The sequence below is a fragment of the Acidimicrobiales bacterium genome, from assembly GCA_016716005.1.
In the GTDB taxonomy this organism is placed as follows: domain Bacteria; phylum Actinomycetota; class Acidimicrobiia; order Acidimicrobiales; family JADJXE01; genus JADJXE01.
This window is the reverse complement of sequence record JADJXE010000001.1, coordinates 3,191,525-3,205,393: the sequence shown is the minus strand read 5'-3', so window position 1 is coordinate 3,205,393 and position 13,869 is coordinate 3,191,525. Positions and strand designations below refer to the sequence as shown.

Annotated in this window: 14 protein-coding genes and 3 tRNA genes; 8 read left to right on the top strand and 9 right to left on the bottom strand. The window is 75.0% G+C overall.

Translation table 11 applies throughout. The features are described 5' to 3' along the window. Positions 1-17: 17 nt before the first annotated feature. The gene (locus IPM45_15555) at positions 18-923 is read left to right on the top strand and encodes an alpha/beta fold hydrolase (protein ID MBK9180950.1); all 906 of its coding nucleotides are present in this window, start codon (positions 18-20) and stop codon (positions 921-923) included. A gap of 15 nt (positions 924-938) precedes the next feature. Here the strand turns inward: IPM45_15555 and IPM45_15550 are convergent, their stop codons facing one another. Continuing rightward, the gene (locus IPM45_15550) at positions 939-1,970 is read right to left on the bottom strand and encodes a DUF2804 domain-containing protein (protein MBK9180949.1); all 1,032 of its coding nucleotides are present in this window, start codon (positions 1,968-1,970) and stop codon (positions 939-941) included. Positions 1,971-2,029: 59 nt separating this feature from the next. Between IPM45_15550 and IPM45_15545 the strand changes: the two genes are divergently transcribed. Next, positions 2,030-2,491, top strand: a complete 462-nt coding sequence (locus tag IPM45_15545; protein MBK9180948.1) for a GyrI-like domain-containing protein — start codon at positions 2,030-2,032, stop codon at positions 2,489-2,491. Between the two features lie 49 nt (positions 2,492-2,540). After that, positions 2,541-4,214: an aryl-sulfate sulfotransferase gene (locus tag IPM45_15540; GenBank protein ID MBK9180947.1), complete on the top strand. Its 1,674-nt coding sequence runs from the start codon at positions 2,541-2,543 to the stop codon at positions 4,212-4,214. A 16-nt stretch (positions 4,215-4,230) separates the two neighbouring features. Here IPM45_15540 and arcC read toward each other — a convergent pair whose 3' ends face one another. The 4 genes from arcC to IPM45_15520 form a co-directional block, all read right to left on the bottom strand. After that, on the bottom strand, positions 4,231-5,178 hold the full coding sequence (gene arcC / locus IPM45_15535; GenBank protein MBK9180946.1) for a carbamate kinase: 948 nt from the start codon (positions 5,176-5,178) through the stop codon (positions 4,231-4,233). Between the two features lie 9 nt (positions 5,179-5,187). Continuing rightward, complete coding sequence (gene aguA / locus IPM45_15530) at positions 5,188-6,282, bottom strand: agmatine deiminase (GenBank protein ID MBK9180945.1); 1,095 nt, start codon at positions 6,280-6,282, stop codon at positions 5,188-5,190. A 90-nt stretch (positions 6,283-6,372) separates the two neighbouring features. Continuing rightward, a tRNA-Arg gene (locus IPM45_15525) sits at positions 6,373-6,446 on the bottom strand. A gap of 1 nt (position 6,447) precedes the next feature. After that, the gene (locus IPM45_15520; GenBank protein MBK9180944.1) at positions 6,448-7,557 is read right to left on the bottom strand and encodes an MFS transporter; all 1,110 of its coding nucleotides are present in this window, start codon (positions 7,555-7,557) and stop codon (positions 6,448-6,450) included. 140 nt (positions 7,558-7,697) lie between these two features. Between IPM45_15520 and IPM45_15515 the strand changes: the two genes are divergently transcribed. The 4 genes from IPM45_15515 (at position 7,698) to IPM45_15500 (ending at position 9,358) form a co-directional block, all read left to right on the top strand. Further along, positions 7,698-7,771 (top strand) — tRNA-His (locus IPM45_15515). Positions 7,772-7,877: 106 nt separating this feature from the next. Beyond that, positions 7,878-7,952 (top strand) — tRNA-Lys (locus IPM45_15510). Positions 7,953-8,077: 125 nt separating this feature from the next. Beyond that, positions 8,078-8,323 carry a hypothetical protein gene (locus IPM45_15505; GenBank protein ID MBK9180943.1) on the top strand — a complete coding sequence of 82 codons (246 nt, stop codon included), beginning with the start codon at positions 8,078-8,080 and terminating at the stop codon, positions 8,321-8,323. A 54-nt stretch (positions 8,324-8,377) separates the two neighbouring features. Continuing rightward, positions 8,378-9,358 carry a cytochrome c oxidase assembly protein gene (locus IPM45_15500; protein MBK9180942.1) on the top strand — a complete coding sequence of 327 codons (981 nt, stop codon included), beginning with the start codon at positions 8,378-8,380 and terminating at the stop codon, positions 9,356-9,358. A 6-nt stretch (positions 9,359-9,364) separates the two neighbouring features. On the opposite strand, the gene IPM45_15495 is transcribed toward IPM45_15500, so the two are convergent. Genes IPM45_15495 through IPM45_15485 form a run of 3 tightly spaced genes read right to left on the bottom strand, consistent with a single transcriptional unit; the run spans position 9,365 to position 11,989 of the window. Beyond that, the gene (locus IPM45_15495; protein ID MBK9180941.1) at positions 9,365-10,150 is read right to left on the bottom strand and encodes an anti-sigma factor; all 786 of its coding nucleotides are present in this window, start codon (positions 10,148-10,150) and stop codon (positions 9,365-9,367) included. After that, positions 10,141-10,740: a sigma-70 family RNA polymerase sigma factor gene (locus IPM45_15490; protein MBK9180940.1), complete on the bottom strand. Its 600-nt coding sequence runs from the start codon at positions 10,738-10,740 to the stop codon at positions 10,141-10,143. The genes IPM45_15495 and IPM45_15490 overlap by 10 nt, the downstream gene beginning before the upstream one ends. 37 nt (positions 10,741-10,777) lie before the next feature. Then, positions 10,778-11,989, bottom strand: coding sequence for a class I SAM-dependent RNA methyltransferase (locus IPM45_15485; protein ID MBK9180939.1), 1,212 nt, complete (start codon positions 11,987-11,989; stop codon positions 10,778-10,780). A 48-nt stretch (positions 11,990-12,037) separates the two neighbouring features. Between IPM45_15485 and rpe the strand changes: the two genes are divergently transcribed. Next, entirely contained in the window at positions 12,038-12,733 is a 696-nt protein-coding gene (rpe, locus tag IPM45_15480; protein ID MBK9180938.1) for a ribulose-phosphate 3-epimerase, read from the top strand. Here rpe and IPM45_15475 read toward each other — a convergent pair. Beyond that, the gene (locus IPM45_15475; GenBank protein ID MBK9180937.1) at positions 12,730-13,863 is read right to left on the bottom strand and encodes a family 43 glycosylhydrolase; all 1,134 of its coding nucleotides are present in this window, start codon (positions 13,861-13,863) and stop codon (positions 12,730-12,732) included. The two genes, rpe and IPM45_15475, sit on opposite strands and share 4 nt — an antisense overlap. Positions 13,864-13,869 lie beyond the last annotated feature (6 nt).

Sequence of the window (13,869 nt, the reverse complement as noted above, 5' to 3'; positions counted from 1 at the left end):
CGGCGCCACAGTTGGTCATGGCGAGCTTCGAGCTGCAGCACGTGGCGATCCACGGCCACGACGTCGGCTACCGGACCGGTGGGCAGGGGCCCGTGATCCTGCTGCTCCACGGCATCGCGGGCAGCTCCCGCACCTGGCGAGAGGTGATGCCCGCGCTCGCCCGCGACCACACCGTGCTCGCCCCGGACCTCATCGGCCACGGCGAGTCGGCCAAACCCATGGGCGACTACTCCCTGGGCGCCTACGCCAGCGGCATGCGCGACCTCCTGGGCGTGCTCGGCATCGCCCGGGTGACGGTGGTCGGCCACTCCTTCGGGGGCGGCGTCGCCATGCAGCTCGCCTACCAGCACCCCGAGTGCTGCGAGCGCCTCGTGCTGGTCGGCAGCGGCGGCCTGGGCCGCCAGGTGAGCTGGCTGCTGCGGATGTTCGCCCTGCCCGGCTTCGAGTACCTGATGCCCCTCTTCTTCCCCCCCTTCCTGCGCGACCGGGGGAACGACGTCGGCCAGGTCCTGCACCGCCGGGGGGTCCGGTCGGCCCGCGTCGACGAGATGTGGCGGGCCTACGCCTCGCTCGCCGACTCCCCGAACCGCAAGGCATTCCTGCGCACGATCCGCTCCGTCATCGACCCCGGCGGGCAGGTGGTGAGCGCCATGGACCGGCTGTACCTGGCCGCCTGGATGCCCACCCTGATCGTGTGGGGCGACAAGGACGACATCATCCCCGTCGCCCACGCCTACGCGGCCCACGAGGCGATCCCCGGCAGCCGCCTCGAGGTCTTCGAGGGCTCGGCCCACTTCCCCCACGCCGAGCAGCCCGAGCGCTTCGTCGAGGTGCTGTCGGACTTCATGGCGACCACCGAGGCCGGCGGGCACGGCCCCGAGTACTACCGCGAGCTCCTGCTCGTGCACGAGCAGCCGGCCTGACGCGGCACACACCGCTCACCAGCGGGAGCGCGACTCCTCGGCGAAGCCCTGGATGCCGGCGAGGCGGAGCTCGTCGCCCTCGTCGGTGACGACGGTACCGGTCCATCGCCCGAACACCTGGTGGACCTCGGTGGCGAGCAGGAGCACGTTCGTTCGCGAGTGCCGGTCGTGGATCGGCGCCAGGGTGAGGTCGATGCCGCCACCGGGCGCCCGCACCCGCCAGGGACGCAGCGGGGCGTCCCACTCGTACGCCCACTCCAGCTCCTCGCCCACCTTGGTGAGCCGGCCGTCGACGAGGATCCCGTTCTCGGTGGAGCCGGTGCCCTCCGTCCACCTCCCCCCGAGCTGGAGCCCGACCACCGCACCGCCGGTCGCCCGGCCGGCGCCGCCGCCCCAGTTCCAGCAGGTGCGGTACGGCCACCGGCCCCGGCCCACGTCGAGCACGCCCCAGGCCTCGCCGTGCTCGCCGCCGAACCGGGTGCGCTGGTCGCCGACGACCAGCTCGCCCCGCGCCGGTCGGGCCTGGTGCTTGGACGTGTACTGGAACCGCCGCTCGCTCCACGGGATCACCACGTCGAGCGACTCGTGGCCGACCGGCAGGGCGACCGTGGCGTCCAGCAGGCCGGCACGGCCGTCCCGCTCCCGCCAGGCCCCCACCAGGCGGGTCCCGTCCCCGTCGTCGGTGAGCTCGAGGTGCAGCCCCCGCCCCTCCCAGCGCAGCGGCTCGTGGCCCGGCACCTCGGGCAGGTGGAGCCCGCGTGCGAACGGCACCGTCAGCTCCCGCCCGCCCGTCCGCCCGCTCGGCAGGTGGGCCCACCAGACCGCGGCGATCCCGAGGTAGTCGACGTCGGCGTACGTCACCGCGACGGCCAGGTCGCCGGCCAGGATCGCCCAGTAGTCCCAGCGCTTGGTGCGACCCCACCCTCCCCGCAGGTTCGCCCGGAGGAGCGGGCGACGCGCCCATCCGAGCGCCGCCGGGTCGAGGGTGCGCCCATCGGGCCGGCAGAGGTCGCCCGGCTCCGTGCGCTCTCGCTCGTGGGTGGCCATCGGGCGGAGTCAAGCACGCCCCGGCGGCGCGACGATGGGCCCGACCCGGGAGGTGTCCCATGCGCTACGAGGTCGAAGGGCGCGAGCTGGCCGAGCAGCCGACGGCGGTGGTGCGCGCCCGTGACGTGGGCGTCGAGGAGATCGGCCCCTTCGTCGGCGGCGCCTTCGGCGAGGTGTTCGGCCTGCTCGGCCGGTCGGGGATCGCTCCGGCCGGGCCGCCCTTCGCCCGCTACACCCTCGCCGGTGACGGCCGCTTCGACGTCGAGGCCGGCGTGGCCGTGACCGGGCGGGTGGAGCCGGAGGGGCGGGTCGAGGCCTCGGCCCTCCCCGCCGGCCCGGCCGCCGTCACCCTGCACGAGGGGCCCTACGACGCCGTCGGCGCGGCCTACGAGGCCGTGACGGCCTGGATCGAGGCCCACGGCGGGACGCCCACGGAGATGGGCTGGGAGCACTACCTCAACGACCCCACCGCCGGCGAGGTGCCGCGCACCGAGGTGGTGATCCCCTACCGCATCGACTGATGGCGCCTCCGACGGCGCGAAGGCCCGCGCCGGCCGCTAGAACGTCGGGGTGACTCGGACCCGGGCCCTGACGTCGACGCTCGCCTCGGCGGCCGCCCTGGCCGCGGTCGCCCTGCTCGCCTCCTGCACCTCCCCCGCAGAGGGCAGCGAGGGCCTCCGGGACGTGTCGGTGGTCGTCGGCGACGACACGCTGGCGGCAGAGGTCCGGGCCGGCTCCGACACCGACGTCGGGATCGAGGTGGTCGCCCGCGGCGGCGGCCACGAGGTCCGGGCCGGGTCGACCGAGCCGGCCACCGACCACCGCCTGGTGCTCGTCGGGCTGCACCCCGACACCGAGTACGAGGTGGAGGTCGGCGCCGCCGGCGACGAGCCCCGGGACGACGAGGAGCCTCTCCTCGTGCGCACCCCACCCCTCCCCGAGGGGCTCCCGCCCTTCACCGTGACCTCGGACCCCACCCGCATGGCCCCCGGCGTGACCCTGTTCAACCTGATCGACGTGGGCCCACCCGGCGAGGAGCCCCGCGACGAGGGCACGCTGGTGGCGGTGGACGCCACCGGCGAGGTGGTCTGGTTCCACCGGGCACCCCACCCGATCGGCGACGTCCGCCAGCTCGAGAACGGCAACCTGCTGTACGAGTACAACGACACCGCGGCACGGGAGATCGACTGGAGCGGGCAGGTGGTGCGGGAGTGGACCGGCCGGCTCGTCGCCGCCGGCGGCCCCCTGGAGGAGGACGCCTTCGGCCGTCCCATCGTGGGCGACCAGGCCGTGGTGGTCGACGTCGACTCCATGCACCACGAGCACACGGTGCTCCCCGACGGGGACCACGCCATCCTCTCCACCGAGCTGCGCACGGTGCCGGGCTTCGAGGGGCCCCGCTGCGGCGAGGATCCCGCCACCTTCGACGGCTCCTACGACCTGATCGGCGACCAGGTGGTGGAGTTCGACCCCGACAGCGGCGACGTGGTGCGGCGGTGGAGCCTGTTCGACTACTTCGACCCCGTGACCGACCCCTCACCGGCCGGGGTGTGCGGCCTCCCCTTCGCCAACGTGTTCCCGAACTGGATGTACGGCCGCGGAGGCGAGGGCCCTCGGGACTGGACCCACGCCAACGCGGTGGTGCTCGACGAGACCCGCGACGCCCTGCTGGTCTCGGTGCGTCACCTCGACTCGATCCTGGCGATCCGGCGAGGCGGGCCCGACGACGGCGAGCTGATCTGGCGGCTCGGGCCGAACGGCACCCTGAGGCTCGGGGAGGGCGCCACGTGGCCCCGCCACCAGCACGCGCCCGAGGTGCAGCCCGACGGCACGATCCTGCTGTACGACAACGGCAACCTCCGACCGGGCACCACCCAGGCCGGAGGGCCGGAGCCCTCGCAGAGCCGGGCGGTGCTGCTGCGGGTGCACGACGAGGCGACCGACCCCGCCGGCTGGTGGGTCGAGCAGCTGTGGGAGCACCGCTCGGTGGTGGACGGCCAGCCCGCCTTCGCCGGGTTCGTGGGCGACGCCGACCGGCTGTCGAACGGCAACGTGCTGATCGTCGACGGCGCCCTCGCCGGCCGGCCCGAGGGGCTCTCGGCCCAGATCGTGGAGGTCGTGCCCGCCGAGGACGGCCAGGACGGGGACCCGGTGTTCACCCTGCGAGTCGACGGCGGCCCCACCTGGATCGTCTACCGGGCCGAGCGCCTGGACGCCATCGGCGACGCGACACCCACCCCGTAGGACCGGATCGGCAGGGTCAGGCCCACTCGATGCCGATGGCCGCGGTCGTCACCACGGTGCCGGCCTCGCCTCGCACGATGGCGGCCACGTCGGCCAGCGACCCGATCCCCGCCAGGCCGCCGGTGCGGGACGCGAAGTCGACGGCGGCCTCGACCTTGGGGCCCATCGAACCGGCCGCGAACGCGGAGGGGTCGAGCGAGCCCGGGTGGGCCCGGCGGATGCGCCGTGCCCCCGGACCACCCCACCCCTCGTAGACCCCGTCGACGTCGGTGGCCATCACGAACACGTCGGCGGCCAGGTCGCGGGCCAGCAGGGCGCTGGCCCGGTCCTTGTCGATCACCGCCTCCACCCCGGTGAGCCGGCGCCCGGCCGGACCGCTCGACCCCTCCTCGCGCCGGGTGGGGATGCCGCCGCCGCCGGCGCAGATCACCACGCAGCCCCGCTCCAACAGCCACAGGACCGGCCGGAGCTCGAAGATCCGCTGCGGGAGGGGCGAGGGAACGACCCGGCGGAAGCCGCTGCCGTCGGGCTTCACGGCCCACCCCCGCTCGGCCACGAGCCGATCCGCCTGCTCGCGGGTGTAGACGGGGCCGATCGGCTTGCCGGGGTCGCCGAACGCAGGGTCGGCAGGGTCGACCTCGACCATGGTGAGGATGGTCGCCAGCTCGGCGCCGGAGGGGAGCAGGTTCCCCAGCTCCTGCTCGATGAGGTACCCGATCATCCCCTCGGTCTGGGCGTCGAGCACGTCGAGCGGGTACGTCTCCACCTCGCCGTACGCGGCGCCCTGCAGGGCGAGCAGCCCCACCTGGGGGCCGTTGCCGTGGCTCACCACCAGCTGGTGCGCCCGGGCCAGGGGGGCCAGCGCCTCGCAGGCCACCCGGACGTTGTGCCGCTGGTTGTCGGCCGTCATGGCCTCGCCCCGCCGCAGCAGGGCGTTGCCGCCGAGGGCGACGACGATGCGCACGGCGACCGCCTACGCCGCCGGGACCTGCTGGGTGATGCAGTGCACGTTGCCCCCACCGAGGAGGATCTCCCGGGCCGGCACGCCGACCACCTGCCGGTCGGGGAACAGGGCGGCCACCACGTCGCGGGCTCGGTCGTCGTGGCGCTCGTCGAGCAGGGGCAGCACGATCCGGGTGTTGGCGATGGAGAGGTTGACGTACGAGCCGGCCAGCCGATCGCCCGCGCGGCGAGGCATCGTGCCCACCACGGCGTCGACCCCGCCCGACTCCTCGTCGGTGATCGGCAGCGGCCCCGGCGAGGGCAGCAGGTGGACCTCGAAGGAGCGGCCCCGGGCGTCGGTGGCCGCCTCCAGCCGGCGCCGGGCGTCGAGCGAGATGGCGTGCTGCGGATCGCTCGTGTCGTCGGTCCAGGTGAGCGCCACCACCCCGGGCCGGACGAAGCAGCACAGGTTGTCGACGTGGCCGTCGGTCTCGTCGCCGAACACCCCGGCGCCGAGCCACACCACCTTCTCCACCCCCAGGTGGTCACGGAGGTGCCGCTCGATCTCCTGGCGGGTGAGCGACGGGTTGCGGTTGGGGTTGAGCAGGCACTCCTCGGTGGTGAGGAGGGTTCCCTCCCCGTCGACGTGGATCGAGCCGCCCTCCAGCACCAGCGGCGCCCGGTAGCGGTCGGCCCGCTCGATCTCGAGCACCTTCCGGGCGGCCCGGTCGTCGAGGTCCCACGGGAAGTACAGGCCACCGTCGAGCCCTCCCCAGGCATTGAACACCCAGTCGACCCCCCGCAGGCCGCCCCGGCCGTCGACCACGAACGTGGGGCCGATGTCGCGCATCCACGAGTCGTTCGTGGACAGCTCGGCGACGCGGACGGCCGGCGAGAGGACGCTGCGGGCGTGGTCGAACTGCCGGTCGCTCACCGCCATGGTCACCGGCTCGCTCTCGGCGATCACCTCGGCCACGCGGGCGAAGGCCTCCTGGGCCGGCTTGGCCCCGAGGCGCCAGTTGTCGGGCCGCTCCGGCCACGCCATCCACGTGCCGGCGTGGGGCTCGAACTCCGCCGGCATGCGGAAGCCGTCGGCCGCCGGCAGCGACGTGAGGGTGCGGCTCATGCCCGCTCGCACGGGACGCGGACGAAGACCTTCACGGGTCAATCGTGCCAGGCGCGTAGCTCGGCCACCTGGCGCTGACGTGCTGCTCGGCGCCCCTGGGAGGATTCGAACCCCCGACCGTCGGCTTAGAAGGCCGCTGCTCTGTCCGCCTGAGCTACAGGGGCGTCACGCCGAGCGTACGTGGCGACCCGCTGCCCCCTCCAGGCGCGCCCCGCCGGCGGCGAGCACCACCGCGAGCACCCCGGCGGCGATCCCCGAGATCAGGAGCGGCACCTGGCCGGTGCCCCCCCAGGCCAGCCCGGCCCACACCCCGGCGACGAACGCCGCCACACCGCCCACCCCGGCCTGGAGCCCCAAGCCGGTGCCGACGAGGCCGGGCGGCACCAAGTCGGCCAGCCAGGCCCGGCCCACGCCGTCGGTCAGCGCCGTGTAGCAGCCGTAGAGCGGCAGCAGCACCCACACCCAGCCGGCCCACGAGGCCGCGCCCAGCCCGGTGTACGCCACCGCGAACACGGCCAGGCCGGCCGCGAACACGAGGCGTCGCGGCAGCCGGTCGGACACCGCGCCGGCCGGGTAGCTCAACGCCGCGTAGGCGACGTTGTAGAGGGTGTACACGATGACGATGGACGCGAACCCGAGGCCCAGCTCCTTGGCCCGGAGGATCAGCAGGGCGTCCGAGAAGTTGACGAGACCGAACACGGTGAGGAACACGAGCACGCGCCAGTACCCCGTGGGCAGGTCGCGGCGGGAGGCGGTGCCGTGCGCCCCCCGGTGGATCGGGTGGGGCCGCTCGTGCACCAGGAAGATGAGGCCCACGCTGATGGCGGCCGGCACGAAGGCCACGAAGAACAGCGGCCGGATGCGCTGCCCCAGCAGCTCGTACAGCGCCAGCCCGAGGAGCGGACCGACCACCGCGCCGGCGGTGTCGGCGGCGCGGTGGAAGCCGAAGGCCCGGCCGCGCTGACCGCCGGTGCTGTCGTCGGCGATGAGAGCGTCACGGGGCGGTCCCCGCAGCCCCTTGCCGACGCGGTCGACGAAGCGGGCCACCAGCACGAGGGGCCAGCCGAAGGCGAAGCCGATGAGCAGCTTGGAGACCGACGACACGCCGTAACCGGTGGCGATGAGAGGCCGCCGGCGGCGCAGGTCGGCCAGGCGACCGGAGACCGCCCGCATCCCCGACGCGGTGCCCTCGGCGACGCCCTCGATCAACCCGACGACCGAGGGTGGGGCGCCGAGCACGCCCGTGAGGAACAGCGGCAGGACGGGATAGAGCATCTCGCTGGCCGTGTCCTGGAAGAACGACACGAGGCCGAGCACCTTCACGTTCCGGCTCACCCGAGGCTCGGCGGCGCTCTCCACCGGCGCCAGCCTCGCGCGGCGGCACCGCCGCCCTGTGCCATGCTTGACGCTCCCTGGTGGCCGTAGCTCAGGTGGTTAGAGCGCCAGGTTGTGGCCCTGGAGGTCGGGGGTTCGAGTCCCCTCGGTCACCCACGTGCCCCGAGGGCCGCCCGTTCGCGGGCGGCCCTCGGTGTGCCCGCGCGCCGAGGGCCGCCGGGAAGGCCGCAGCCGCGGCCGACTACACTGCCCAACTCGCCGCGCCTCTAGCTCAACGGCAGAGCAACGGACTCTTAATCCGCAGGTTCTGGGTTCGAATCCCAGGGGGCGCACCAGGCGCGCGTAGCGCGGATGCACCATCTCCCCAGAGCCCTCCGGCCTGTCCGCCAGTGACGAGAGTCCCTGGACGCCGACACCCCGGGACGGTTCAGTGGCGCCAAGACCGCGGAGGGGGACCATGGTGTCGTCCACCAGCACCAAACTGGTCGCGCGCACCGTGCCGGCCTTCGAGGCCCACCTGCTGGCCGCGCTGGACGGGGGCGAGCGCATCACGGTGGAGACGACGCTCCCGCTGGCCATCGCCGGGCCACTCCAGGAGGTCGACCTCGGGGAGGGCACCGTGCGCATCGGCGGCTCGCTGCTCGACCTCGACCGGATCACGGCCCTGCACCGCGACGGCTACGGCCGGGTCGAGCGCCGCCCCTGACGCCCCGCTCCGGCCGACTTCGGCTGCGGGGCGCCGATGGGCCAGACTGATCCGGTGAGCTGGTGGTGCTCGGCGTTGAAGGAGCCCTGGAGCTGGACCTGGCGCGCCTACCCCGGGGTGTGGCTGTTCCTGCTCGGCATCGGGGCCGTCTACCTGCGGGGCGTCACCCGGCCCGGCCGCCCCGGCGATCCTCCCCACGCCGCGGTCACCCGGCGCCAGGTGGCCTGGTTCGTGTCGGGGCTGGTGGTGCTCTGGGTGGCCCTCGACTGGCCGATCGGCACGCTCGGCACGGGCTACCTGGCCTTCGCCCACATGATCCAGTACCTCCTCATGGTCTACGTGGCCCCGCCGCTGCTGCTGAAGGGCATCCCCGACTGGCTGGCCCGCCGGGTGGTGGGCGAGGGCCGCTTCCGCCGCGTCCTCCACGCGGTCACCCGGTTCGTGCCTGGCGTGCTGATCGCCACGGCCGTGCTCCTCCTCACCCAGATGCCGATCACGGTCGACAGCCTCCGCGGCAACCAGCTGGGCTCGTTCGGGCTCGACCTGGTGTGGGTGGTCGGGGGGCTGCTCATGTGGTGGCCGGTGCGGGGCCCCCTCGAGGAAGACCGATTCACCGACCCCATGAAGATGGTCTACCTGTTCGTGGTGTCGGTGCCCGCCCTGGTGCCGGCCGGGTTCCTCACCTGGGCGACCTTCCCCATCTACCGGCTGTACGAGCTCGCGCCGCAGGTGGGCGGCATCACCGACACGTTCGACCAGCAGCTCGCGGGCGCCATCATGAAGGTGGGCGGCGACCTGTGGCTGTGGGGCTGGATCGCGGTGATCTGGGTCGAGTGGTCACACCGGCCCGAGCGGGCCGAGCGCCGTGCCGGCGAGCGGGCCTACCGCAGGGTGTCCGACATCGAGGCCGCAGCCGCGCCCGCGGCGGCCGAACCCCTGACGACCGAGCCGGCCACCGCCCACCTGGCCGTCGACGCTGACCAGTGGGGCGACTTCCACCAGCACCTCGACGACTGGAAGCAGTCCCGCACGTAGAGCCGGCTACGCCAGCTCGCCGACCACCATCGGCGGGGCACCCGACACCACCACGCCCCCGGCGGGCTCGTCGGTGACCGCGAGGGTGCCCACGTTGGCCGGGGCGTGGAACGCCTCGACCCCGGGCCGGTTGCCGAGCAACCCCAGCGACACCACCTCGCCGCTGTCGAGAACGCCCCAGAGCTGGTACGTGCGATCGGCGGGCAGGCTGGGCAGCCGGTCGCCCAACAGGTAGGCGTCACCCTCCACGGTCACCACCGCCACGGCCTCCATCTCACCGGTGGGCGCGGCCAGCTCGGCGTGGCGCGAGTCGGGATCGGCCATCGCCACGCTGGCCGCCCGGGCCATGGCGTCGTCGCCCATGCTGGTGGCCAGCTCGTCGAGGCGCCGGTCCTGCTCGACCACCCGCCACCCCAGCACGCCGATCACCGCTGCCGCGGCCACACCGGCCGCCGCCAGACCGATCCGGCCCGGGCCGAGCCGGCCCCGGCGCCGGGCCCGGTCGGCGAGCACCACCACCGGCGCGTCGTCCGGACCGCGGCCCAGCACGGGAGGGGCGACGGGCGCCACGCCCTCGTCGAGCCCGTCGGCGATGCGGTCCCACACCCCTGCCGGCGCGGGCCCGCCGCCGTGGGCGAGCAGCGCCGCCACCTCCCGGTACTCGACCACCTCGGCCCGACAGCGCGGGCAGCCGGCCAGGTGGCGTTCGACGACGGCGCGCTCGTCGGGGTCGACGGCGTCGAGGGCGTGGGCGCCGAGGAGGTCCTCGATCTCTCGGTGGGTCAGTCCCACGCCGGGCCACCTCCCGCTCCGAGGCCCGACTCGACCAGCGCGGACCGCATCCGCGACAGGCCGGCGCGGATGCGGCTCTTCACGGTGCCCTCCGGCTCGTCGAGCAGCCCCGCCACCTCCCGGTAGGTGTACCCACGGAAGTACGCCAGCTCGATCGCCCGCCGCTCCCCGTCGGGCAGCGCGGCCACGGCCTGCTGGACCCGCTCCGAGACGGACAGGTCCCACACCTCCCGCTCGAGGTCGTAGCCGGCCTCGGCCGTGAGGAGGGCGTCGCGCTCCTCACGCCGACGCCTCGAGCCCTCGGAGCGCAGCAGGTCGACCGCCCGCCCGTGCGTGGTGGCGAGCAGGTACGAGCGCAGGGAGCCCCGGTCGGGGTCGAAGGCCTCGGGCCGCTGCCACAAGCGCAGGAAGACCTCCTGCACGATCTCCTCCCCCTTGACCGGGTCACCGAGCAGCCGCCGGGCCAGGCCGAACACCGCACCACCGTGGCGGCGGTAGGCCTCGGCCAGGGCGGCCTGGCGGTAGCGCCCGATGGCGACGACGAGCGACGCGTCGCTCGCGGAGGTGAGATCGTCGGAGCGCCCGGCCATCGGGAGTCGTACGGCGCCGCCGGCGCCACCGGATGACTCACCCACGGTCGAACCGGGCGACCACCTCGACGTGCGAGGTCTGGGGGAACAGGTCGACCAGCACGGCGTCGGCCAGGCCGAAGCCGTGCCCGGCCAGCAGGGCGACGTCGCGACCGAGGGCGGCGGCGTCGCACGCCACCAGCACCAGCCGGGTGGCGCCGGTGGCGGCCAGTACGGCGGCGGCGTCACGGCCGAGGCCCCGCCGGGACGGGTCGGCCACCACCGCGTCGGCCGGCTGGAGCCGCCAGCGCCCGACGTCGGTGCCGAGGACCCGGGCCTGGCGATCGTCGAGGTTGTGCCGGGCGTCGGCCACGGCGGCGCGGTGCGACTCGAGGGCGACGACCCGCCACCCCGGCTGCCCGGCCCCGGCGGCCAGGGCCCCGGCGAACAGACCGACCCCGCAGTACGCGTCGACCAGGCGGGCGTCGCCGCCGGGCGGGGGGCCCAGCGCGTCGGCCACCGCCGCCACCAGGGCGTCGGCGCCGTCGGCGCGGGTCTGGAAGAACGAGGTGGCCGCGATCCGGTACCGGCGACCACCGACCTCCTCGTGGTAGGCGGCCCGCCGGCCCCGGCGGAGCTCGTCCCGCCCGACGAGCACCACGCCCTCGGGCACGCGCACGCCGCCCGCGGTGGGCGTGGCCAGCACCAGCTGCTCACCGGTGCGGGCCCCGGCCCGGACGGTGAGCTCGCGGGCCCGGCCCGGTTCGAGCTCGTCGAGCACGGCCTGCACCAGCGGGTGGGCGACGAGGCAGCGACCGACAGGAACGACCTCGTGGCTGCCGCGATGACGGAAGCCCACGCGACCTCGATGCACGGCGAGGCGCACGGTCGTCCGGAAGCCCTCCGGGGCGAGGGGCGGCCCGACCCGCACGACAGGGTCGGGCACCTTGCCGAGACGTCGCAGGGCGTCGACCACGAGCTCGCCCTTCAGACGCGGCTGGGCCGCCGGGTCGGCGTGCTGCCAGTCGCAGCCGCCGCAGCCGGCGGCCACGTGGGGGCACGGGGGCGGCACCCGGTGCGGGCTCGCGTCGAGCACGCTCGCCACCCGGGCCCGGGCGAAGTCACGCCGCTCGTCGAACACCTCCGCCACGACCCGCTCGCCCGGCAGCGCCCCCTCGACGAAGACCACCCGACCCTCGTGCCGGGCGAGGGCGGCCCCACCGGCCACCGCGCCCTCCGTGACGAGCACGAGCGGTTCGGGGCCGGGCACGAGGCCCGAGCGTACGGCGCCGCGAACGGATCCCGTATCGTCGTCGTCATGGTCCGGCCGATCGAGATCATCCCCTCGGTGCTGCCCGCCGACTTCGCCCGACTGGGCGCCGAGGTGGCCGCGCTGGAGGCGGCCGGCGTCGATCGGATCCAGTGGGACGTGATGGACGGCCGGTTCGTGCCCAACATCACCGTCGGGCCCGACGTCATCGCGTCGGCCCGGGGGCACACGTCGGTGCCGTTCGAGGCCCATCTCATGGTCCACGAGCCCGGCCCGCTCGTGCCGCGGTTCGTCGAGGCGGGCTGCGAGATCGTCATCCTGCACGCCGAGGCCAACGTCCACCTGCACCGCGCCCTCGGCCACGTGCGGGAGTGCGGGGCTCGGGCCGGCGTGGCCCTCAACCCGGCCACCCCCGCCGCCCACGTGGCCCACGTGCTCGACCTGGTCGACCTGGTGCTGGTGATGACGGTGAACCCCGGCTTCGGCGGCCAGGCGTACCTGCCCGCCATGGAGGCGAAGATCACCGAGGTGCGGCGGATGATCGACGCGGCCGGCCTCGACGTCGATGTCGAGGTGGACGGCGGGGTGGGCGCCGAGACGGTCGCCGGTGCCGCCGGGGCCGGCGCCAACCTCCTCGTGGCCGGCACCGCGCTGTTCCGCGACCCGGAGGGCCTCGGCCACGCCGTCGCCGACCTGCGCGATCGGGGCCGGGCGGCGCAGGACGCGCCGGCCGGCGCCCGCTAGGCGCCCGGCCCGCCCGCGGCCAGGTAGGGCCCGAAGGGCCCGAAGGCGAGGCGCGCCAGCACGGCCGGCCGCACCGTGGGCGTGCGGTACGCCTGGGCCCACGGCGCGTACAGCAGGTGGTCGGTGCCGTCGCGGTCACGGAACGCCGACGCCTCACCGGGCCCTTCCCCCTGGCCGTTCGACCCCAGCCACGGCCCGTCGACCGGCTTCGTGCAGGGGCCGACGGGACCGGCGCAGCGGGCCACCCCGATGCCGTAGGAGGGCTGGTTGAACCAGTTGCCGGAGTAGAAGAGCCAGTGCTCGTCGCGCACCCGTACGAGCTGCGGGGCCTCGACGATGCGCCCCTCCCACGCCTGGTCGGCCTCGAGCAGCCGCACCGGCTCGCCGACCAGCGACAGGCCGTCGGGCGCCAGGCGCTGGCTGTAGATCGTGGCGTGGGCGGCACCGGCCACGTCGGCGTTGTCGTCCGACTTCCACAGCAGCCACAGCGACCCGTCGGCCGCCACGAAGCTGCGGGGGTCGATCGAACCCCGACGCTCCCGCTGGCAGACGATGGGCTCCGGCCGGGCCGTGAACGGGCCGAGGGGGCCGGCGCCGACCGCCACGCCGATGCACTTGGTGTCCGGCTGCACCCCGCGCAGGCGGGCCGTGAACCACAGGACGTAGCCGGTGGGGAGATGCCGCACGTCGGGCGCCCAGGTGGCGCCGGGCTCTGCCCACGCCGGCACCTCGGGCAGGGCGTCGGCGACCAGGTCCCACCGGATGAGGTCGATCGACGTCCGCACCGGCACGTTGAGGATGGTCCCGAGGTGCTCACGCTGGGTCGCGTACAGGTAGTAGCGATCCTCCACCAGCACGAAGGGGTTGGGCATGTCCTCCCCCTCCATCAGGATCCGGCCCGGTGCGTCGGGGTCGGCGGCGGCTGGTGGCGCCACGACGGGCGCCGCGGCGTGCCGGCTGGGCCCGGCCGCCCGGACCGGGGTCGGCCCCGGTCCCCAGGCCACGGCCGGGGGCAGCCCCCGGCCCGCCGAGGGCGCGCCGGCACCGGCACCGGCACCCCCCGCCACCACCGCCAGCGCGAGGGCCCCGGCTCCCCCCAGCCCTGCGAGCAGCCCCCGGACGACGCCCATCGGGAA